The organism is Streptomyces hawaiiensis (assembly GCF_004803895.1).
Taxonomy (GTDB): Bacteria; Actinomycetota; Actinomycetes; order Streptomycetales; family Streptomycetaceae; genus Streptomyces; species Streptomyces hawaiiensis.
Map to the genome: position 1 here is coordinate 6907654 of NZ_CP021978.1, position 21289 is coordinate 6928942.

General features: G+C 70.7%; 15 protein-coding genes. 12 read left to right on the forward strand and 3 right to left on the reverse strand.

The genetic code is table 11. The features are described from left to right. Nucleotides 1–347: 347 nt before the first annotated feature. From CEB94_RS31765 to CEB94_RS31800, 8 genes are all read left to right on the forward strand, one after another. The gene (locus CEB94_RS31765; protein ID WP_175435447.1) at nucleotides 348–1700 is read left to right on the forward strand and encodes an ABC transporter substrate-binding protein; all 1353 of its coding nucleotides are present in this window, start codon (nucleotides 348–350) and stop codon (nucleotides 1698–1700) included. Further along, entirely contained in the window at nucleotides 1697–2695 is a 999-nt protein-coding gene (locus CEB94_RS31770) for a carbohydrate ABC transporter permease (RefSeq protein WP_175435448.1), read from the forward strand. The genes CEB94_RS31765 and CEB94_RS31770 overlap by 4 nt, the downstream gene beginning before the upstream one ends. After that, on the forward strand, nucleotides 2692–3555 hold the full coding sequence (locus tag CEB94_RS31775) for a carbohydrate ABC transporter permease (protein ID WP_175435449.1): 864 nt from the start codon (nucleotides 2692–2694) through the stop codon (nucleotides 3553–3555). Before CEB94_RS31770 ends, CEB94_RS31775 begins: the two co-directional genes overlap by 4 nt. Nucleotides 3556–3588: 33 nt before the next feature. Beyond that, complete coding sequence (locus tag CEB94_RS31780) at nucleotides 3589–5112, forward strand: glycosyl hydrolase family 28 protein (protein ID WP_175435450.1); 1524 nt, start codon at nucleotides 3589–3591, stop codon at nucleotides 5110–5112. After that, nucleotides 5109–8450: an alginate lyase family protein gene (locus CEB94_RS31785; RefSeq protein WP_175435451.1), complete on the forward strand. Its 3342-nt coding sequence runs from the start codon at nucleotides 5109–5111 to the stop codon at nucleotides 8448–8450. The genes CEB94_RS31780 and CEB94_RS31785 overlap by 4 nt, the downstream gene beginning before the upstream one ends. 25 nt (nucleotides 8451–8475) lie before the next feature. Beyond that, the gene (locus CEB94_RS31790; RefSeq protein ID WP_175435452.1) at nucleotides 8476–9723 is read left to right on the forward strand and encodes an alginate lyase family protein; all 1248 of its coding nucleotides are present in this window, start codon (nucleotides 8476–8478) and stop codon (nucleotides 9721–9723) included. A 102-nt stretch (nucleotides 9724–9825) separates the two neighbouring features. Then, complete coding sequence (locus CEB94_RS31795) at nucleotides 9826–11343, forward strand: carboxylesterase/lipase family protein (RefSeq protein ID WP_175435453.1); 1518 nt, start codon at nucleotides 9826–9828, stop codon at nucleotides 11341–11343. Nucleotides 11344–11418: 75 nt separating this feature from the next. Then, complete coding sequence (locus CEB94_RS31800) at nucleotides 11419–12231, forward strand: MerR family transcriptional regulator (RefSeq protein WP_175435454.1); 813 nt, start codon at nucleotides 11419–11421, stop codon at nucleotides 12229–12231. Between the two features lie 3 nt (nucleotides 12232–12234). Here the strand turns inward: CEB94_RS31800 and CEB94_RS31805 are convergent, their stop codons facing one another. Both CEB94_RS31805 and mmuM read right to left on the reverse strand, forming a co-directional pair. Further along, nucleotides 12235–13293: a LacI family DNA-binding transcriptional regulator gene (locus tag CEB94_RS31805; RefSeq protein ID WP_175435455.1), complete on the reverse strand. Its 1059-nt coding sequence runs from the start codon at nucleotides 13291–13293 to the stop codon at nucleotides 12235–12237. Nucleotides 13294–13449: 156 nt separating this feature from the next. Continuing rightward, nucleotides 13450–14361 (reverse strand): homocysteine S-methyltransferase, encoded by a 912-nt coding sequence (gene mmuM / locus CEB94_RS31810; RefSeq protein ID WP_175435456.1) that lies wholly within the window; start codon nucleotides 14359–14361, stop codon nucleotides 13450–13452. A 132-nt stretch (nucleotides 14362–14493) separates the two neighbouring features. Between mmuM and CEB94_RS31815 the strand changes: the two genes are divergently transcribed. The 3 genes from CEB94_RS31815 to CEB94_RS31825 are packed head-to-tail and all read left to right on the forward strand — an operon-like array spanning nucleotide 14494 to nucleotide 17844. Then, nucleotides 14494–15870, forward strand: a complete 1377-nt coding sequence (locus tag CEB94_RS31815) for an amino acid permease (protein WP_175435457.1) — start codon at nucleotides 14494–14496, stop codon at nucleotides 15868–15870. A 9-nt stretch (nucleotides 15871–15879) separates the two neighbouring features. Continuing rightward, nucleotides 15880–16998, forward strand: coding sequence for an aminoglycoside phosphotransferase (locus CEB94_RS31820; RefSeq protein WP_175435458.1), 1119 nt, complete (start codon nucleotides 15880–15882; stop codon nucleotides 16996–16998). A gap of 18 nt (nucleotides 16999–17016) precedes the next feature. Then, nucleotides 17017–17844: an MOSC domain-containing protein gene (locus tag CEB94_RS31825; RefSeq protein WP_175435459.1), complete on the forward strand. Its 828-nt coding sequence runs from the start codon at nucleotides 17017–17019 to the stop codon at nucleotides 17842–17844. A 13-nt stretch (nucleotides 17845–17857) separates the two neighbouring features. Here the strand turns inward: CEB94_RS31825 and CEB94_RS31830 are convergent, their stop codons facing one another. Then, on the reverse strand, nucleotides 17858–19948 hold the full coding sequence (locus CEB94_RS31830) for an autotransporter (protein ID WP_175435460.1): 2091 nt from the start codon (nucleotides 19946–19948) through the stop codon (nucleotides 17858–17860). A 218-nt stretch (nucleotides 19949–20166) separates the two neighbouring features. Here CEB94_RS31830 and CEB94_RS31835 point away from each other — a divergent pair, with 218 nt between their 5' ends. Then, nucleotides 20167–21288 carry a glycoside hydrolase family 43 protein gene (locus CEB94_RS31835; protein ID WP_175435461.1) on the forward strand — a complete coding sequence of 374 codons (1122 nt, stop codon included), beginning with the start codon at nucleotides 20167–20169 and terminating at the stop codon, nucleotides 21286–21288. Nucleotide 21289 lies beyond the last annotated feature (1 nt).

The following is a 21289-nucleotide window of genomic DNA, read 5'->3' on the forward strand; positions in this document are numbered from 1 at the left end:
GGTCAATCGCCTGGCCGGGGCGAGCTTTGAAGGGGCCGACTCGGCACCACTCCTGCGTCATCACTCCGCAGCGCGACTGTTTCCGGAAATCGATTACTGCGGTTTCGGTGGCGGAGGGTCAGTCCCGGGCGGTCCGTCGTCGGCGCTACGCAGCGACAAGGGGTCTTACGGCAACCGGTTCCCGCCCCACAGTCTTTTCGAAAACTCGCTCAGGCTCTTGACGCACCATGCGGGCCGGATGAAGCTCTGCCCACGCACAACAACCGGTTGCCACAGCAACCCTCTCGGGTCGGTGTATCGACATCTGCCCGGTATATCGAACAGCAAGAGCAGGAGGTGGTGCGTTCATGCACCCACGTGCTGGTGCATCCCTGAGCCGCCGCCGATTCCTCAGCCTCTCCGCGGGTGGCGCCGTGTCCGGCGCGGCAGCCCTGAGCGGTTGCGCCCTGCAGGTGTCCGACGGCGTGAGCGGTGGCTCGGGCGAGAGCGTCACCCTGATGGTCAAGCCCGAGGACATCGCACCGGAACTCATCAAGCAGTGCCAGAAGGACACCGGGATCACGATCCGGACGGTGCAGCAGGACATCACCAAGCTGATCGCCATGCTCACCGCCGGCAACCCGCCCGACCTGGTGCGTGCCGTCGGCGCCACGGACACGGCGTACTTCGCGGCCCGTGACGTGATGGAGGAGCTGGACCCCTACTTCGCCAAGAGCGGCGTTCTCAAGCTCGACGACCTGGACCCGGTCAACGACCTGTGGCGGTTCGACGGAAAGACCCAGGGCAAGGGCCCCCGCTACGGCATGGCGAAGGACTTCTCCCAGGACTCGATGTACTGGTACAACACCGCGTCCTTCGACAAGGCCGGGGTCGACTACCCGGCGGAGCTCGAGCCGATCACCTTCGAGGAGTGGCTCGAGAACGCCAAGCGCCTGGTGCAGCGCAAGAACGGCCAGACGACCGTCTTCGGCGGCACCTACAGCGGGCTGACCCGGGCCACCCTCCTGACCGGCCTGACGGCGTCCGCCGGCGGAAACCTCTTCAGCGACGACTTCTCCCGCGTCGACTTCACCACCCCCGAGGCGCGCAAGGCGCTGACCTGGTACATCGACTTCTGCAGGGCCAAGGTCGGGCCGAGCCTCATCCTGCTCGACCCCAACGGCTGGGACGGGCCCACCTACCAGGCCGGGCGCATGGCCATGTCGAACTCCGGCTACTGGATGGGCGGCATGATCAACACCGACAAGAAGCTGGCCGAGGTCTCCCGCCTCGCCCCCGCCCCGAAGTTCGAGGGCGGCCCCCGGCTCAGCCCCTGCCAGGGCGGCACCGGCATGTGGATGCCGCGCAAGGCGAAGAACAAGGACGCCGCGTGGCGGGTCTTCGAGTGGTTCTTCGGCGAGGCGCCGGCCAAGGCGCGCGCCGCCGGCGGCTGGGGCATTCCCACCCTGAAGTCCCTGCGGCCGCTGATGCCGGCACAGACGGAGTACCAGAAGCGGGTGCTGAAGGTGCAGGAGAACGAGCTGAAGCACTTCTCGGTGGTCGCTTTCAGCCCCTACATCACCGGCGACTCCTTCGATGCCCTGTTCAACCAGATCGCGCCGACCGCGATGAAGGGCGAGATGTCCGTCGACACCCTCGCGAGGCGCCTGAACTCGGTCATCAACGAGCAGATCAAGCGCGGTAAGGAGCAGGTGGCATGACCGTCGATCAGCTCTCCTCGGCCGCACGGCGGACCCGCTCGACGGTGACCGCCGACGGGGCCCGGCAGGCAGGCCGGCCGCGGGTCTCCATGACAGCGCGCCGACACCGCGCGTTCTACATGTTCACCTCGCCGTGGATCATCGGTTTCCTGCTGCTGACCATCGTGCCGATGGCGTACGCGCTGTGGCTGAGCTTCACCACGTACGACGGCATCTCGCCGCACTGGACGTACGTCGGGCTCGGCAACTACCGCGAGCTCTTCTCGGACCCCACGACGTGGGACTCCCTGGGGCGTGCGGGGCTGTTCGCGTTGACCTCGGTACCGCTGTCCATCCTCTCCGGACTCGGCCTCGCCGTGCTGGTCAACCGGCCCCTGAAGGTGCGGGGGCTGTTGCGCACCCTGCTCTATCTGCCGGCCGTGGTGCCTCCGGTGGGCGCCGGTATCGCCTTCAAGACGCTCTTCGACCAGAACTCCGGTGCCGCCAACGGCGTCCTGACCCTCTTCGGCTTCGACGCCGTGGGCTGGATGGCGGACCCCTACGCCCGCTACGTCCTGCTGATGACCGTGCTCTGGACCGCCGGAAACATCATGATCATCTCGTTGGCCGGACTCCAGGACGTCCCGCGTGAACTGCACGAGGCCGCCCGTATCGACGGCGCGAGCGCCTGGCGCACCTTCCGCAGCATCACCGTGCCGCTGCTGTCCCCCGTGCTGCTCTTCCAGACGGTGACCGGGGTGATCGCGTCCGTGCAGACCATCATGCCGCTGCTGCTGGCCCCGGTCGGCACCACGGGCAGCGTCACGACGGTCCCGCAGTCCAACTACCTCTACATGATGCACGTGTTCGCGCAGTACTTCGCGCTCGGCCGCTACGGCTACGCCTCCGCACTGCTGTGGGTGCTCTTCGTCCTGATCCTCATCGTGACCGGAATCATCTTCAAGTTCACCTCCGGCATGGTGTTCTACAACGTCGACCCGGAGGCGAAGAAGTGACCGCCACCAGTCTTCCCCCCAGTTCGCCGGTCCGCGTGAAGGTCCGCGTCAACCGCCTCGTCCTCTACACGGTCCTCGTCGTCATCACCGGACTGTTCCTCGGGCCCTTCGGCTGGCTGGTCCTCACCGGCCTGAAGACCTCCGCGGAGACGGCCGCCGCCCCCGTGCACTGGCTGCCCACCCACTTCGAGTGGCACAACTTCGCCGACGCCTTCAACCTCGTCGACTTCCTCGGCTACGCCCGCAACTCCCTGATCATCGCCCTCCTCTACGCCACGCTCGTCACCCTCAGCTCCGCCTGGGTCGGCTTCGGCTTCGCCCGCCTCGACGCGCCCGGAAAGAAGTGGCTGTTCGGCATCCTGCTCGGCTCGATGATGCTGCCCCAGATGATCACCCTGCTGCCGACCTACCTGATCTTCGCGAAGCTCGGCATGGTCGATACGTACTGGCCGTGGGTGCTCTGGGGGCTGGCCGCGGCCCCGTATCTGGTCTTCCTCTTCCGTCAGTTCTTCGCCGGTCTGCCCCGTGAGCTGGAGGAGGCCGCGATCGTCGACGGCTGCGGCTACGGCATGATCTTCTGGCGCATCTTCCTGCCGCAGTCCTGGCCGGTGCTGTCCGCGAGCTTCATCATCGCCTTCACCTGGACCTGGGGCGACTACATCGCCCCGCAGCTGCTGCTCTCCACCGACCGCACCACACTCGCCGTGGCCATCATGTCCACCTACGTCACCCAGGCCGGCTCGCCGATCACCAACCTCCAGGCCGCGGCCTCCGTGATGTACGTCGTGCCGATCCTGCTGATCTTCCTGATCGCCCAGCGCGGGTTCGTCGCCGGGATGTCCACGACCGGCCTGAAGTAACCCTCTTACCGAACTTCTTGCAAGGAGTTACGCATGAACACGCCTCTGTCACGCCGAACCACCCTCCAGGCCGCCGGTGTCATCGCTGCCGCCGGCTTGGCCGGCAGCATCGCGGGCACCGCACAGGCCGCCGCGGCGGAGGAGAACGGCACCGCCGGTGACCGCGTGGTCATCCACCCGACCCTTCCGAAGGTGCCTGTCAACAACTCCTTCACCGTCAAGGTCCGGCCGCTCGGAGGCACCTGGCAGAAGCTCGGCGTCTACCTCGCCAAGCTCGCACTGATCGACGCGAACACCGGCAGCAACAAGGCCCAGAGCTCCTCGTGGGCCGCCTTCGACTTCTCCGGCACCGTCGAGGTCGAGGTCACGTACAACCCGGGCGGCGGCGAGAAGGTCCGCATCCGCCCGGACTCGTACGGCATCAAGCCCGAGGTGCTCGGCAGCACCGCGCGCTTCACCCTGGACCGGCCCCGCAACCTGGTCGTCCAGGTCGACGACAAGATCTTCGACTGCCTGCACCTGTTCGCGAACCCGCTCGAGCGGAACGTGCCCACCGAGGGCGACAAGAAGGTCATGTACTTCGGGCCCGGTCTGCACACTCACCCCGACCGAACCCTGAAGGTGCCCACGGGCACCACCGTCTACCTGGCCCCGGGCGCCGTCCTCACGTCCAGCGTGATCTTCGAGGGCGTGGAGAACTGCCGGCTGATCGGCCGCGGCGTGGTCTACGACACGACCGGCGGCGCGGTCTTCGTCCGCAAGTGCGACAACGTCACGATCGACGGCGTCACGATCCTCAACCCCCGGTACGAGAACATCAGAGTCGCCGAGTCCAACAACCTCACCATCAGGAATCTGCGCGCCTTCAGCCACCAGGGCTGGGGTGACGGCATCCAGCTCTACTGCTCCGAGAACGTCACGATCGACGGCTGCTTCCTGCGCACCTCCGACGACTGCGTCGCCCTCTACACCCACCGCTGGGACTTCTACGGCGACACCCGCAACATCACCGTCAAGAACTGCTCCCTCTGGGCCGACGTCGCCCACCCGATCAACATCGGCGTGCACGGCAATTCCGACACCCCCGAGATGCTGGAGAACCTGCGCTACGAGAACATCGACATCCTCGACCACCGCGAGCCGCAGGTGACCTACCAGGGCGCCATCGCCTTCATGGTCGGCGACAGCAACGTCGTCCGGGACGTCAGGTTCGACGACATCCGCGTGGAGGACTTCCGCTGGGGCCAGCTCATCCACATGCGGGTCGAGTACAACCCGAAGTACAACACGTCGGCAGGCCGCGGCATCGAGTCCGTCTACATCAAGGACCTCAGCTACAACGGCAAGAACGCCGACCTCTCGATCATCGCCGGCCTCGACGCGGAGCACGCGATCAAGGACGTCACCTTCGAGAACCTCCGCGTCAACGGCAGGGTGATCGCCGACAGCACGGGCAAGCCGACGTGGTACCTGGCCTCGGACGGCGTGCCCATGTTCGTCAACGAGCACGTGACGAACCTCAAGTTCCTCACCACCGCCGAGGCGGCCGCGTCATGACCACATCTGCTCCGAGCCGCCGGAACTTCCTCGGCGGCACGGCGGCCCTGCTGCTGGTGGCGGGCGCGAGCGGACTGCTCGCGCCCGGCACCGCCCGGGCGGCCGGCCAGGACGGCACCACCGGGCTCCGCGCCTTCACGCACCCCGGGCTGCTGCACAGCGCCGACGACATAGCGCGTATGAAGGCCGCCGTCGCCGCCAAGGAATCCCCGGTCTACGACGGTTACCTCGCGCTCGCGGCGCACGCCCGCTCGAAGGCCACCTACACCATCCAGAACACCGGCCAGATCACCTCCTGGGGTCGCGGCCCCACCAACTTCCAGAACCAGGGCGTCGCCGACTCGGCCGCCGCCTACCAGACCGCGCTGATGTGGTGCGTCACGGGCGAGCGTGCCTACGCCGACAAGTCCCGCGACATCCTCAACGCCTGGTCGGCGTCCGTGACGGCCGTCACCGGCGCCGACGGGCCGCTCGGCGCGGGCCTCCAGGTCTTCAAGTTCGTCAATGCCGCCGAACTGCTGCGGCACAGCGGCTACGACGGCTGGGCGAAGGAGGACATCGCGCGCTGCGAGGAGTCCTTCCTGCGCGTCTGGTATCCGGCGATCTCCGGCTACATGCTCTACGCCAACGGCAACTGGGACCTGACGTCCGTCCAGTCGATCCTGGCCATCGGCGTGTTCTGCGAGGAGCCCACCCTCTTCGAGGACGCCCTGCGCTTCGCCGCCGCCGGCGCGGGCAACGGCAGTGTCCCGCACCGCATCGTCACCGACGCGGGACAGGGCCAGGAGTCCGGCCGCGACCAGGGCCACGAGCAGCTCGCCGCCGGCCTGCTCGCGGACGCCGCGCAGGTCGCCTGGAACCAGGGCGTCGACCTGTACGCCTTCGACGACGACCGGCTGCTGAAGAACGTGGAGTACGCCGCCCGCTACAACCTCGGCGGCGACGTGCCCTTCGTCCCCGACCTGGACCGCACCGGCAAGTACGTCAAGAAGTCCGTCTCCGCCGTCGGGCGCGGAAACCTGCCTCCGATCTACGAGATGGCCTACGCGCACTACGCCGGTGTCCGGGGCCTCGACGCCCCCTACACCAAGGCGGCCGTCTTCCGCGGCACGGGCGGTGCCCGCGTCGTCGAGGGCAGCAACGACGACCTGCCGAGCTGGGGCACCCTCACCTTCGCGGGCACGAAGGCCCCGTCCCCGGCCAGGCCCACGGCTCCGGCCGGTGTCACGGCGGTGGGCGGCCACAAGTCCGTCACCGTGGCGTGGGTGCCGTCGGCGTGGGCCGAGTCGTACACGGTCCTGCGGGCGACCGGTGCCGACGGACCGTACGGGACGATCGCGACCGGCCTCGACAAACCGGCGTACACCGACCGTGACGCCCGCGCGGGCAGGCCCTCCTACTACCGGATCACCGCCATCAACTCCCTGGGCACCAGCGCCCGTTCGGCCTGGTCGGCGGCGGTCCCCGGGCTGCCCGACCCCTGGGAGACGCGGGACGTCGGGGACGTGAGGATCCCCGGCTCGGCCGTCTTCGACGGCGAGCGGTTCGTGCTGGAGGCGTCCGGCACCGCCGACACCCACCGCCTGGCGTACCTGCCGCTGCGCGGCGACGGCACGATCACCGCCCGGATCGTGTATCCCCTCAGCTCCCAGTATTCAAAGATCGGCGTCACCGTCCGCGCAGGCCTGGACGCGGACGCGGCGCACGCCGCCATGCTGATCCAGGGCCTGCCGCTGCACACCTGGAGCGGCGTGTGGTCCGTACGGCCCGAGGCGGGGGCCGCGGTCAAGGGCACCGGCAGCACACCCGTGCCACCCTCACAGCAGCAGACCATCACCACCGGCGCCGCCTTCCCGATCTCCTCCCTCGGCGACCTCCCCGAGTCGGCGACCCCGCTTCAGGCCCCGTACGTCGAGGGCGCGGGCGACGGCTACCGGCTGCGCATGCCCTACTGGGTCCGGGTGACCCGCCGGGGCGACCGCTGCACCGGCGCCATCTCCCCGGACGGCACCCACTGGACCGAAGTCGGCTCCAGCGAGGTCGACTTGGGCAAGACGGCCTACGTCGGTCTCACCCTCACCTCCTGCCTCGGCGTCGACGAGGACTACGCCGAGACCGGCACCGGCGCCTTCGACAACGTCGGCGTCACCTCCCGCACGGGCGGCGAGATCTGGTCCGTGCCACGCCCGGCACGGGCCGCGGGCGACCTGCGGGCCGTCCAGGACGCCGACGCCGTCGAACTGACCTGGACCGACCCGGACCTGTCGGCCCGCTACACGGTGTTGCGCTCCACCTCCGCCACGGGCCCGTTCGAGACCCTCGCGTCCGGCATCGGTGCCGTGGGCTTCGGCACCCGCGTCCGGTACGCCGACGCGACCGGCAGGCCCGGCACGACGTACCACTACGCCGTGGCCAAGACGAACCGCGCCGGACGCGGCCCGCTGTCGGAGCCGGCGAAGGCGGCCATGCCGACGCCGAGCGCGCCTCGACTCACCTCGTCGACCGTGGCGTTCGCGAACAAGGGCGCACCCTTCACCCACCTCCTGCGCGCCACGCACGAGCCCGTCCGCTTCACCGCGAAGGGGCTCCCTGACGGCCTGCGCCTCGACAAGCGCACCGGCCTGGTCTCCGGAACCCCCACCCGGACCGGCGAGTTCACGGTCACCATCACCGCGGGCAACGCCGCCGGAGACGCCACCGGCACGCTCACCCTCACGGTCGGCACCCCGCCACCCGCGCCCTGGACCCACGGCGACCTGGGCGACGTCATCCTCGACGACCGCGCCTACGGCACCCTCGGCGTGGTCGCCGTCCAGACCCCCGGCAGCACCGCCCACGAGGACGGGACCTTCGTGGTGCGGGGCGCCGGGACCGACCTCACCGTCAACAACCAGGGCATGACGGGCCAGTTCGTACGACGGCCCGTCAGCGGCGATTGCGAGGTCACCGTCCGCCTGGTCTCCCGCGCCGGAGCCACCGGCGACCGGGTCGGCCTGCTCATGGCCAAGTCCCTGTCGCCGTTCGACCAGGCGGCCGGGGCGATCGTCACCGGTGGCACGAGCGCCCAGCTGATGCTGCGCCCGACCGTCGCCGGAAAGTCCACGTTCACGGGCAACGCGGCGGTCTCCGCCGGCTGCCTGCTGCGGCTGAAGCGCACCGGGACGCACTTCACCGCATCCGCCTCGACCGACGACGGCGCCACCTTCACCCCCCTCGCCGAGGGAGACATCCCCGGCTTCGGTGACGCCCCCTACTACGTGGGCCTCGTGGTCTGCTCCCGTGACCCCCTGGCCCGCAGCACCACCGAGTTCGACGAGGTGAGCATCACCCCCATGTAGTACTCCACGGATCGGAGAGCACCACATGAGCCGCACTTCCCCCCACACGCACCACGAGGACGGCCAGGTGAGCCGCCGCGGTCTGCTCAAGACCGCCGGCGGCCTCACCGCGGCCCTCGCCCTCGGCGCCGGAGCCACCGCCACCACGGCCGACGCCGCCCCCGCCGCCTTCACCCACCCCGGCATGCTCCACAACGCCGGCGACATCAACCGCGCCAAGGTCAGGGTCGCCGCGGGCGACGACCCCTGGCTGTCCGGCTGGAACAAGCTGACCGCCAACTCCCACTCCCAGTCCACCTGGACCAACCGGGCCACCGCGACCATCATCCGCGGCGGCACCGGAGAGAACTACCCGCAGCTCTACAACGACATCGCGGCCGCCTACCAGAACGCGCTGCGCTGGAAAGTCGGCGGCACCGAGGCGAACGCCCAGTGCGCCGCGAACATCCTCAACGCCTGGTCGCGCACCCTGACCACGGTCACCGGTAACGCCGACCGGTTCCTCGCCGCCGGACTCTACGGCTGGCAGTTCGCGAACGCCTGCGAACTGATGCGGGACTACCCGGCGTTCGACCTCGCCGCCGCCCAGGACATGATGGTCAGAGTCTTCTACCCGCTCAACAACCAGTTCCTCACCGGCCACAACGACGCCTGCATCACCAACTACTGGGCCAACTGGGACCTGTGCAACATGGCCTCTGTCATGGCCATCGGGATCCTCACCGACAACGCAGCGAAGTACGACCAGGCCGTCACCTACTTCAAGTCCGGCGCGGGAAACGGTTCCATCCAGCACGCCGTCCCGTTCCTGTACGGCAACGTCGAGGGCTACGACCTCGGCCAGTGGCAGGAGTCCGGCCGCGACCAGGGCCACACGGTCATGGGCATGGGCCAGATGGGAGCGCTCTGCGAGATGGCCTGGAACCAGGGCGACGACCTCTACTCGTACGACGGCCGCCGCTTCATGAAGGCCGCCCAGTACGTCGCCAAGTACAACCTGAACATGAACGTGCCGTTCACCACGTACACCTGGGGCACCGGCCAGAACTGCGCCCAGCAGTCGCAGACCGTACTGGGCTCCGGATCCCGCGGCCAGGCGCGCCCCGTGTGGGCGATGCTCCACTACCACTACGGCAGGCGGCTGCTCCTCGACGACAAGTACATCTCCCAGATGTGCTTCTCCGTCGCCCCCGAGGGCGGAGGGGGTGACTACGGCACCACCAGCGGCGGATTCGATCAGCTCGGCTTCGGCACGCTGATGTACGCGAAGTAACCCGAACAGCCCTCACACCCGCTCGTGCACCGGAATACCGGGCCACAATGAGTTGCTCTGATCTTCACGGTGCACGAGCGCGGTGAGGGGGCTGGTGGACGTATGACGGCAGACCAGGCGGACCCCGTGGTGAGCACGCCCCACGGTGCCCTGAGGGGCCGGTACGAGCGCGGGGTCGCGGTCTTCCGCGGCATCCCGTACGCGGCCCCTCCCTTCGGGCCCCGCCGCTTCCGACCGCCCGTACCCCTGCCGCCCTGGGACGGGGTCCGCGACGCCGGCTCCTTCGGCCCCACCCCGCCGAAACCGCCGTACTCCGACGCCTTCGCCCACTACCTGTCCGACCCGGTCGTGCCAGGGGACGACTGCCTCAACCTCAACGTCTGGACCCCGCAGCCCGGCCCCGCAGCCCGCCTGCCCGTCCTCGTCTGGCTGCACGGCGGCGCCCTGACCCGGGGCTCCTCCGCCGTACCCGTCTACGACGGCCACGCCTTCGCCCGTGACGGCGTGGTGTGCGTCTCGATCAACTACCGACTGGGCGTGGAGGGCTACGGCCTGTTCCCGGACACGCCCCCGAACCCCGGCCTGCGCGACCAGATCGCCGCCCTGACCTGGGTGCACGAGTCCATCGAGGCCTTCGGCGGCGACCCCGGCCGCATCACCCTCGCCGGCCAGTCCGCCGGTGCCATCAGCGTCGGCGCCCTCATCGCCGCCCCGCAGACGCAGGGGCTGGTCCGGCGGGCGGTTCTGCAGAGCGGACCGCCCGAGGCGTCCGAGCGCGCCAAGGTACGGCGGATGGTGCGCCGTATGGCCTCCCGGCTGAAGATTCCCGCCACCGCCGAGGCCTTCGCCGCCGTCGACCGCGACCTGCTGCTGCGTACCCAGGCCGAAGTGGGCAAGCTCAGCAGCCCGGTGGTCGGCGGACCCGCCTTCGGCGTCGTCATCGACGGCGACACCGTCCCGCGCGACCCCCTGGAGGCCCTCACGGACGGCGGCGCCGCCCCCGGCGTCGAGCTGCTGATGGGCTGGACCCGCGACGAATACCGGCTGTGGCTGGTCCCGGGCGGCCTGTTGGAGCGCGTCGACCGCCTGGGAGCCGTCGCCTTCGCGGGAGCCATGGCCCGCTGCCACTGCGGCAGCGAGGTCCCGCGCGGCTACCGCGCCCTGCACCCCGAGGCGAGTACGGCGGAAATCGTCGGCCAGCTGGTCACCGACCACCTCCTGCGCATCCCCCTGCGCCAGCTGGCCGACGCCCGTACGGAACCGTCGTACGTCTACGAGTTCGCCTGGCCCTCGAACCTGCCCGACCTCGGCGCCTGCCACGCGCTGGAGCTCGGCTTCGTCTTCGACACGGGGGAGGCCCCCGAGTCCCGCAAACTGGCCGGAGAAGGCGCCCCGCAGGAGCTGGCCGACGAGATGCACGCCGCCTGGGTGCGTTTCGCCACGGACGGTGACCCGGGCTGGGAACGCTGGGACGCGGCCTACCCGGTGCGCGTCTTCGGAGACCGCGCACCGGACGCCGAGAACGGTGTGGCCTACACGGCGTACGGCCCCCGCGACCGCGAACTCGCCCTCTGGGCGACCGAGGCGGCGCTCACGCCTGCGGGGCGTATGTTCGGCTGAGTGTGGACAGGAAAGGGGTCCAGGCGGCGGGGGTGCGCCCGTCTCCCCGTGTCAGCCAGTGAACTGGACGACGTCATGTTCGGTATCGGAGCATTCGCCAAGTACGGCGGCGTGTCGGTTCGCATGCCGCGCCACTACGACGCCGTGGGCCTCTTGCGTCCCGCCCATGTCGATCCGCACACCGGCTACCGGTCTTACGAGGCCGAGCAGTTGGCTCGGCTCAACCGCCCCATCGCCCTCAAGGAGTTGGGCTTCACGCTCGAACAGGTGCGCGCCGTCCTCGACGAGAAGATGGACGCGATCGATTTGCGGGGCATGTTGCGGCTGCGCCGTGCGGAGCTGGAGTCGGCCATGGCGGCCGATGCCGCCCGGCTGGCGCAGGTCGAGGCGAGGCTCCGGGTGATCGAGAGTGAGGGACAGAAGTCGTTCGACGACGTGGTGATCAAGCAGGTCCCGGCGATGCGTGTGGCGGAGCTGACGGCCGTGGTGGAGAGCTTCGAGCCGCGGTTCAACACCCCGGTGATCACCCCGCTCTACGAGGAGTTGTGGAGCCGGATGCAGGCTGCCGGGCTCCGGGCGAGCGGTGCGGCCGTCGCCTACTACGAGAACCTCGATAGGCCGGTGACGGTGCGCGCGGCCATCCCTGTCGGGGCCGAACCAGACCCTTCGCGGGACTTCGCGGTGGTCGATCTGCCGGCGGCGGAGGTCGCGACGCTGGTGCATGACGGCCCGATGGAACAGGTCATCCCCAACGTCCAGGCGCTAGCCCGCTGGATCGACGCCCATGGCTACACGTCGGTCGGCCCCGCCCGCGAGGTGACTCTCTCCTGCCCCAACTGCGGCGATCACTCGGTGACCGAGCTGCAGGAGCCGGTCGCTCGCCGCTGAGTACTAGTGGGCCGGCGGAGGTCCCACCGAGTCGCGTACGACGACGTGCGTGCCCAGCAGCAGGTGTTCGTCCGGGGCGCCCGGGGTGTGCTCCAGAGCCGTGCGGACGGCGAGGCGGCCGAGTTCCTCGTAGGGGACGTGGACCGTCGTCAGGGCGGGGTGCAGGTCACGGGCGAAGGGGATGTCGTCGTAGCCGGCGAGGGAGACGTCGTCCGGCACCTTCAGGCCCGCCTCGTGCAGGGCGGTGAGGGCACCCGCCGCGACCATGTCCGTGGCGGCCACCACCGCCGTGAAGTCGAGGTCGTCCTTGAGCGCTTGCTGCATGAGGCGGTGGCCCGCGTCGCGGGTGAAGTCGCCGTGCAGGACGAGGGACGGGTCCGGGGTCAGGCCCCGGGCCCGGTGCGCGGCGAGGTAGCCGCGTTCGCGGCCCAGGGCCGTGGTGTGGTCCGCCCGGCCGCCGAGGAACAGCACCCGGCGGTGGCCCTGCGCGAGCACGTGGGCGACCAGGGTGTGGGCGCCGCCCTCGTTGTCGTACTCGATGACCGTCACCGGGGCGCCCGGGTCCAGCGGCGGCCGGCCGCAGAGGACCAGCCGGGAGCCGGCCGAGGCGAGGGAGTCGGCCATGCGGTGGGTGCGTTCGCGGTACTCGGGGGTGTCGGCCGTGCCGCCGACCAGGATCACGGCGGCGGCCCGCTGGGCGCGCATCATCTCGACGAACTCCAGCTCGTGCCGGACGTCGCCCTCCGTGCTGCACACCAGGCAGAGGTGGCCGAGGCGGGTCGCCTCGCGTTCGACGCCGTGGGCCATGTGCGCGAACGAGGGGCCGGTGATGTCCTCCAGGACGAAGGCGAGGGTGGGCGTGCCGACTCCGGCGATCGCCTTCGCCCGGGCGTCGGCCACGTAGTCCAGCTCACGGACCGCCCGCATCACGCGCCCGCGCGTCGCCGCGCTCACCGGATACGCGCCGCCCAGCACCCGGGACACCGTCGACGCGGAGACCCCCGCGCGCGCCGCCACGTCCCGGATGGTGCTGCGGCTCGCGTCCCCGCTCTTCCTCGTCATGCCTGCCTCGTCTCTCCGGGCACCGGTCCGCGCCCACCCCCTCGGGAACTGCGGCAACGCCGTAGCAACCGGTTCCCATGACGGAGGCTAGCAGTGGCGGGCGGGGCGGAGGAGGGGTGTGCGCGGACTGCCGGGCGGTGCGGGGCTACCGTCGCGCTACGCCGCTCCCAGTGCCCCCGCGATGCCCGAGATCGCCTCCGGCCCCACCCGGCAGCAGCCGCCGATCAGGCGGGCGCCGGACTGCTGCCAGCCCTTCACCTGGTCGGCGGTGAAGGTGGAGCGGCCGGTCCAGCCGCGGGCGTCGGCGTCCCAGGTCTCGCCGCTGTTGGGGTAGACGACGACCGGCTTGCCGGTGACCCGCGCCGCCGTCGCGGCCGCGCCGTCCAAGTCCTGCGGAGCGCAGCAGTTCACCCCGACCGCGATCACCTCGTCCGCGTCGGCGGCCAGGGCGAAGGCCTCCTCCAGCGGCTGCCCGGCGCGCGTGCGGCCACCGGCGACGGAGTACGTCAGCCAGGCCGGTACTCCGAGCCCGCGCACCGCCCGCAGCAGGGCGGTGGCCTCGTCGGCGTCGGGGACCGTCTCCAGCGCGAGCACGTCGGGGCGGGCGGCGGCCAGCACCTCCAGGCGGGGGCGGTGGAAGCGCTCCAGTTCGTCGACCGTGAGGCCGTAGCGCCCCCGGTACTCGGAGCCGTCCGCGAGCATCGCCCCGTAGGGGCCAGCCGAGGCCGCCACCCACAACGGCCGCGGGACACGCGCCCGCCGGGCCGCTTCCCGGGCCGACTCCACGCTCAGCGCCATGAGTTCGGCCGCCCGGTCATGGCTGATCCCGCGCTTGGCGAAGCCCTCGAACGTGGCCTGGTAGCTGGCCGTGATCGCCACATCCGCACCCGCCCGGAAGTAGGCGAGATGCGCCTCGGTGATCGCCTCCGGCTGTTCCGCGAGCAGCCGCGCCGACCACAGCTCGTCGCTCAGGTCGTGCCCGGCCGACTCGAGCTGGTTGGACATGCCGCCGTCCAGGACGACCGTCCCGGCGGCGAGGGCTTCGGCGAGGGTGAGGGTGCTGGTCATGCCGACGACGGTAGTCGAGAACCGGCGACGGACCCCAGCCGAGTGTGTCCAGTGCATGAACAGGTCGCCCAACATGTGGGACGGCGGGTTACGATCACGGCCCTCCCCCCTCTCCGCTCGTCAGGAACGCCCATGACCGTCCCCAGCCCCGCCGAGGCCGCCGAACCCGTCGAGCCGGCCCCGGCGCCCGCTCCTCGCCGCACCTTCGGCCTCGCCGCCGCCACGGCCCTCGTCATGGGCAACATCATCGGCGGCGGCATCTTCGCCCTGCCCGCCACCGTCGCCCCCTACGGCACGGTCAGCCTGCTCGCGTTCGTCGTGCTCTCGGTCGGCGCGGTGTTGCTCGCGCTGCTCTTCGGCAGGCTGGCCCGGCGCAGCCCCGTCACCGGCGGGCTCTACATCTACCCGCGGGACGCCTTCGGCGAGTTCGCCGGGTTCCTGTCGGCCTGGTCGTACTGGACGATGTGCTGGGTCAGCATCGCCGCCCTGGCCGTCGCGGTCGTCGGCTACGTCGACGTCCTGATACCCCTGCACGGCAATCACGCCCTCCAGGCCGTCGTCGCCCTGGCCGCCCTCTGGCTGCCGGCCGCGGCGAACTTCGCGGGCACGCGCTGGGTCGGCACGGTGCAGGTCGTCTCCACGATCCTGAAGTTCGTACCCCTGCTCCTGCTCGCCACCATCGGGCTGTTCTTCGTCGACGCGGACAACTTCGGCCCGTTCAACGCCTCCGGCCAGAGCGTCTCCGGTGCGCTGGCCGCCTCCGCCGCGCTGCTGCTCTACAGCTTCCTCGGGGTCGAGTCGGCCGCGGTCAGCGCCGGCGAGGTCCGCGACCCCGAGCGCACGGTCGGCCGGGCGAGCGTCCTGGGCACGCTGGCCTCGGCCCTGGTGTACATCCTCGGTACGGTCGCCGTGTTCGGCCTGGTCCCGCACGACCGGCTCGTCGACTCGGGCGCCCCCTTCGCCGACGCGGTGAACGCGATCACCGGCGCCGGCTGGGGCGGCACCGTCATCGCCCTGGTCGCGGTCGCCTCGATCACCGGCTGCCTCAACGGCTGGATCCTCATGGCCGCGCAGATGCCGTACGCCGCAGCCCGCGACGGCCTCTTCCCGGCCCCGTTCGCGCGGCTGGGCAAGGGTGGCGTGCCCGGCTTCGGGGTGTGGGCCTGCGTGATCCTCGGCTCGCTGCTCATCGCCCTCAACTACACGGCCGGCCCGGACACCACGTTCCGCGTCCTCGTGCTGATCACCACGTTCACCGGCTGCGTGCCGTACCTGCTGTCGGCGGCGGCCCAGCTGTACTGGCTGGCCCGCGGCACCCGCGACCGCGTCCGGCCCGCAGGGCTCGCCCGGGACCTGACGGTCGCCGTCCTCTCCTTCGGGTTCTCTTTCTGGCTGATCGCCGGTGCCGGGTACGCGGCCGTCTACCAAGGCGTGCTCTTCCTCTTCGCCGGGATCCCGGTGTACGTGTGGCTGCGGGGACGCAAGGACAGGGACGGGGTCTCGGCATAGCATCGGGGGATGCCCGAGGTCGCTGCAGCGCATGCCGAAGTACGTGAAATCCTGGGAGTCCCGGCGGAAAAGGCGGTGTTCGAGCCGCTCACGCACAACCCGTCGAACGGCGTCACGGCCGGGGTGTGGCGGGTCACCGGCGGGGACCGCTCGGCCGTCCTGAAGGTGCTGACGCGGACGAAGGAGACCGGGGTCGCCTGGTCGGCGTCCAACGACCCGCGGCACTGGAACTTCTGGCGCCGCGAGGCGTACGTCTACCGGTCCGGGCTCGCCCAGGTCTGGCAGCGGCACGGCATCCGGGCACCCCGGCTGCTGGAGTGCGCCGAACGCCCGGACGGTGACGTGGCGTTGTGGCTGGAGGAGGCGCCGGGCGAACCGGCGACCACCTGGTCCCTCACCCGCCACATCGACCACGCCCACCGCCTGGGCGCAGCGCAGGGCGCGGTCGGCGCGGGGGAGGACGCTCCGTGGCTGTCGCAGGGCTTCCTGCGGGACTACACGTCGGGGAAGACGACGGGCCAGGCCCTGCTCGACGACGACGAGGCCTGGCAGCACCCTCTGATCCGGCGGCACTTCCCGCCCGGCTTGCGCGAGGACATGGTCCGCCTCCACCACGACCGCGAGTGGTTCCTCACGGTCATGGAGTCGCTGCCCCGCACCCTCTGCCACCTCGACCAGTGGCCGGCGAACGTCCGCTCCGACGGCCCCGGCGACGGCGTCCTGCTCGACTGGGCGTTCACCGGCGACGGCGCCCTCGGCGAGGACCTCGGCAACTACCTGCCCGACTGCGTCTTCGACCTGTTCGTCCCCGCCGCCGACCTGCCGGGCCTGGCCAAGGCGGCGTACGACGCCTACGTGCACGGACTGCGCGAGAGCGGCTGGCGCGGAGACGAACACCTCGTACGACTCGGCGTGTGCGCCTCCGCGGTGAAGTACGACTGGCTCACGGCACTGATGCTGGCCCGCGCGGACGAGGAACAGGTGGCCTACGGCGGCCAGGGCACCGTACCGGCCGAACTCCGCTACCGGGAACGGGGCCTGGCCCTGGCGTACCTGGCCGAGTGGGCAGCGGAGGCACGCCTGCTCGCTCCCCGGCTCGGCTTCCCCGAAGCCCCGAGCGGCCGCTGAACCGCGGAACGGAAGGTCATGGCCCGAGTCGTCGAGCTGTCGTACTACCCCGTCAAGGGCTGCGCCGGGACGTCGGTACGGGAGGCGCCGCTGACCCCGGCCGGACTGGCGCACGACCGCAGCTTCATGGTCGTCAGCGAGGAGGGCGTGTACCGGACGCAGCGCCGCGATCCGCTGCTGGCCGTCATCCGCCCTCTCATCACACCCGACGGCGACCACCTCACGCTCACCGCACCCGGCGCCGAGTCCCTCCACCTCCGGGTGGACACCTCCGGCACCCGCCGGAAGGTGGATCTGTTCGGAACCGCTTACCGGGGCATCGACCAGGGCGACGAGGCAGCTGACTGGCTCTCGGGCGTGCTCGGCGCACGGAGCCGTCTGGTACGGGTCCCGCCGGAACACGACCGGGTGACCGACGGTCGGACACCGGGCACCTCCGGCTACGCCGACAGCTGCGCCCTGCACATCATCTCCCGCTCCACCCTCGACCTTCTCAACAGCGAGCTGACCGCCCGCGGCGCCCACCCCCTCCCTCTCGACCGCTTCCGCCCCAACGTCGTCATCGACGGCTGGGACGACCCCCACACGGAGGACCGCGCCCACCGCCTCCGCATCGGCGACACGGAGCTGGGCTACGCCAAACTCGCCATCCGCTGCGCGGTCACCCTGGTCGACCAGCAGTCCGGCACCCGAGCAGGCCCGGAACCCCTGCGCACCCTCGCCGGATGCCGCCGCGCGGCTCAGGGCGGAGTCGCCTTCGGCACGAAGTACGCGGTACTGCGGCCCGGCAGGGTCGCGGTGGGGGACGAGGTGGGCGTGCCGGTGTGGGGCGAGTCCGAGCTGTGATCGCCGGGGCGGGTCACTGACGCACGCGGCCCGCGTGCCGCCCACGGCCGCGACCACCCCGGCCCCGTCGCGCCGCGACCGGTACCGCGAGGCTGATGACCAGGGCGGAGCCGAGGGCGTAGGGCCACCAGCCGAAGCCGGCGTGTTCCGAGGCGCCTGCGCTGCGGGGAGTCACGGCGGATGGCGCGGAGGCGGTGGGGGACGGGCCCGGAGCGCGGTCGGGCGTGAGGACGACGTCGTTGCCGTCGCCGCCCCGGTAACTGATGCGGTAAGTCGTGCCGGCGAGTTTCAGGCGGGCGCCTTCCTTCAAGCCGGTGAAGGTTCCCGAGGTCCTGGCCTCGCCCTTGTGATCGAGCACGGTGATCTCACGAGCGGCCCCGGACACGGCCGAGGCGTCCAGGGCCCCGGCCAGCCGGACCCGGCCCGTCGCTGTCAGCGGCCTGTCCCGCAGGACCAGTGAGCCCTTCGGGGTCTGGGTGTAGGGGCCGTTGACGGTGAGGCCCGTCGTGACCGTGCCGTGGTTGGTGACCGTGCCGCTCACCGTGCCCTTGCCGGTGAGTGTGGTCTCCACGCGCAGGCCCGACCGGCCCGCGTCCAGCCTGGCCCCGGCGGAGGTGAGCCGGATCGACCTGCTGTGCGCCAGTGTGGCTCCGCCGCGCAGCGCGAGGGTGCCTCGCGAGACCGTGGTCGGCCCGGTGTACGTCACCGCCCCGCCCGTCAGGGTCGTCGTGGCGGTACCCGACTGTGTGAGGGAGCCGCTGCCGTCGATGCGGGACAGGGTGAGGGGCCTGCTGGTGTTGCGCAGGATCAGGGAGCCGTCGTTGACGAGCCGGTAGTGGGTGCCGCCCGTGTACAGGCCGCCGTCGCCGCCCCGTTCGCCGCTGCCCAGGCGCAGGACCGCGCCCTTCTCGACCGTCGTGGAGCCGTCGTAGTACTGGACGGCCGCGAAGGTCACGTCGTTGCCGGGGGTGCCCGCGATGACGATGTCGCCGGCGCCGGGGGCCGACAGGGTGTCGTGGAATCTGCCGCCGCCGATGGGGGCGCCGAGCGTCACCGGGCCGTTGTAGTCGAAGGTGAGCCGGGAGCGTGAGCGGGCCGCCAGGAGGTTGATGTAGACCGTCTCGGCGGTGCCGGGCATGAAGATCCGGTCGGTTGTGCCGTCGCCCCACTGGACGTTCGCGCCCTTGATGTTGGTGCCGCGCTTGTTGACGTTCTTGCGGGCGGGCGTCCAGTTGAGGGCCGGGTCGCTGAGCGACGGGTCGGTGTCGCCGCCCCGGTCCGACCAGCTGTACTGGCCGGTCAGCACCACCTTGCCGCCCGGCCGGGACTGGACGTTGATGTCGCTGCCGTACTCGCGCTGGTAGAAGTCCATGCCCATGGTGACGGTCCGGCCCAGCGGGGTGTCGACCGTCCAGGTGCCCTGGTTGAGGATTTTGCGGACGCGTGGGAGCGACGTGGCGTACTCGGGCCGCCCGGCGTTGGCCTGCGTGCCGTTGTCGATCACCCCGGAGAAGGAGTGGGTGCCGGACAGGTCCCAGGTGCCCCAGAGGAACCTGGGCTGCGTGATCAGGCCCGAGCCGCTGATCGTGCCCAGGTTGTAGGCGCTCTTGAGGGAGAGGCGGAGGGTGCCGTCGACCCGGATGTTGTCCTGGTTGAGGCGGAACGCCGGGGTGTTGTACGGGAAGTGGCCGATCAGGCCGGTCGTCCCGCCGTCGCCGTACTGGAGCGTCGCGCCGCGCTCGACCGTGACCGCAGGGGGGTCGGGCCGGGTGACCGTGACGTAGGGGTGATTGCCGCCAGGCGTCCCCACCCGCTGCCGCTGCCGGGACGCGGGGAGTGTGAAGTCGCTGTCCCTGGTGAGGATCAGCGTCCCGCTGCCGCGCACCGTGAGTGTGCCCTCGCCGCGGAACACGCCGTCGTACGTCGTCGTTCCGGGCGGCACGGTGACGACGGTGTCGCCGCCGAGCGTCACGTCCCGGCCGGCCAGCACGTCGGACGTGACGTCCCGGGCTCCGGCGGCCACCGCCGAGGGAGCGGTGACCAGGGAAGCGACCGCCGCGAGGACGCCCGCGGCCGCTGCTGTGGTGTGGGTGAGGCTGCGCACATCACCGGAGACGGGCCAGGTCCCCGCCGATAACAGAAAATCGGCATCCGCCGTTTCGGAAACCGGCCGGGCGGGGTTCGTCCCGTCAGACCCGTTGACCTCCCCGTGCCACCCCCTTACCTTTTCGGCGTTCGTAATGACAGATGGTGTTCGAAATCTCGTACCCCACATCGGACGACAACGCCGTGTGTCCCCCAGTGAGAGGCAGGCCCCTCCGCATGAGCCGCGACCGCGACCACGCTCTGCCCGAACCCCCCAGCCGCAGACTGTTGCTGAAGGGCGCCGCAGCCGCCGGTGCCCTGGCCGCCGTCCCCGCCCTCCCCGGCGTCGCCCAGGCGGCGCCCCAGGCAGAAACCGCTGCCGTAACACCCGCCGGGCGCCCCAAGCCGGCCCCCTTCGTGAACCCGCTCGTCCGCAACCGCGCCGACCCGCACATCCACCGGCACAAGGACGGTTTCTACTACTTCACCGCCACCGCCCCCGAGTACGACCGCATCATCCTGCGCCGCTCCCGCACCCTGGGCGGCCTCGGCACGGCGGACGAGTCCGTCATCTGGCGCGCCCACGCCACGGGCCCCATGGGCGCCCACATCTGGGCGCCCGAACTGCACCGCATCGGCGGCAAGTGGTACATCTACTTCGCCTCCGCGCCCGCCGAGGACGTCTGGGCGATCCGCATATGGGTGCTGGAGAACGCCCACCCCAACCCCTTCAAGGGCACCTGGGTGGAGAGGGGCCAGGTCAAGACGGCCTGGGAAACCTTCTCCCTGGACGCCACCACCTTCACCCACCGGGGCAAGCGCTACCTCGCCTGGGCCCAGCACGAGCCCGGACTGGACAACAACACCGGCATCTTCCTCTCGGAGATGGCGAACCCGTGGACCCTCAAGGGCCCGCAGGTGCGGCTCTCCACCCCCGAGTACGACTGGGAGTGCATCGGCTTCAAGGTCAACGAGGGCCCGTACGTCCTCAAGCGCAACGGCCGCCTCTTCATGACGTACTCGGCCAGCGCCACCGACTTCAACTACTGCGTGGGCCTGCTGACCGCCGACGCCGACAGCCACCTCCTGGACCCCCTGAGCTGGACCAAGTCGCCGACTCCGGTCTTCACCAGCAACGACACGACCAAGCAGTACGGCCCCGGCCACAACTGCTTCACCGTCGCCGAGGACGGCCGCACCGACGTCCTCGTCTACCACGCCCGCCAGTACAAGGAGATCAACGGGGATCCCCTGAACGACCCCAACCGCCACACCCGCGTCCAGAAACTCGGCTGGAAGCGCGACGGCACTCCCGACTTCGGCGTCCCGGTCGCCGACTCGGTGAAGGTGAGTGACTGAC

Bases quoted from the DNA above. Each gene is read 5' to 3' on its own strand.
- CEB94_RS31765 (WP_175435447.1), top strand. From the start codon at position 348: ATGCACCCACGTGCTGGTGCATCCCTGAGCCGCCGCCGATTCCTCAGC.
- CEB94_RS31770 (WP_175435448.1), top strand. From the start codon at position 1,697: ATGACCGTCGATCAGCTCTCCTCGGCCGCACGGCGGACCCGCTCGACG.
- CEB94_RS31780 (WP_175435450.1), top strand. From the start codon at position 3,589: ATGAACACGCCTCTGTCACGCCGAACCACCCTCCAGGCCGCCGGTGTC.
- CEB94_RS31785 (WP_175435451.1), top strand. From the start codon at position 5,109: ATGACCACATCTGCTCCGAGCCGCCGGAACTTCCTCGGCGGCACGGCG.
- CEB94_RS31790 (WP_175435452.1), top strand. From the start codon at position 8,476: ATGAGCCGCACTTCCCCCCACACGCACCACGAGGACGGCCAGGTGAGC.
- CEB94_RS31795 (WP_175435453.1), top strand. From the start codon at position 9,826: ATGACGGCAGACCAGGCGGACCCCGTGGTGAGCACGCCCCACGGTGCC.
- CEB94_RS31800 (WP_175435454.1), top strand. From the start codon at position 11,419: ATGTTCGGTATCGGAGCATTCGCCAAGTACGGCGGCGTGTCGGTTCGC.
- CEB94_RS31805 (WP_175435455.1), bottom strand. From the start codon at position 13,293: ATGACGAGGAAGAGCGGGGACGCGAGCCGCAGCACCATCCGGGACGTG.
- mmuM (WP_175435456.1), bottom strand. From the start codon at position 14,361: ATGACCAGCACCCTCACCCTCGCCGAAGCCCTCGCCGCCGGGACGGTC.
- CEB94_RS31815 (WP_175435457.1), top strand. From the start codon at position 14,494: ATGACCGTCCCCAGCCCCGCCGAGGCCGCCGAACCCGTCGAGCCGGCC.
- CEB94_RS31820 (WP_175435458.1), top strand. From the start codon at position 15,880: ATGCCCGAGGTCGCTGCAGCGCATGCCGAAGTACGTGAAATCCTGGGA.
- CEB94_RS31825 (WP_175435459.1), top strand. From the start codon at position 17,017: ATGGCCCGAGTCGTCGAGCTGTCGTACTACCCCGTCAAGGGCTGCGCC.
- CEB94_RS31835 (WP_175435461.1), top strand. From the start codon at position 20,167: ATGAGCCGCGACCGCGACCACGCTCTGCCCGAACCCCCCAGCCGCAGA.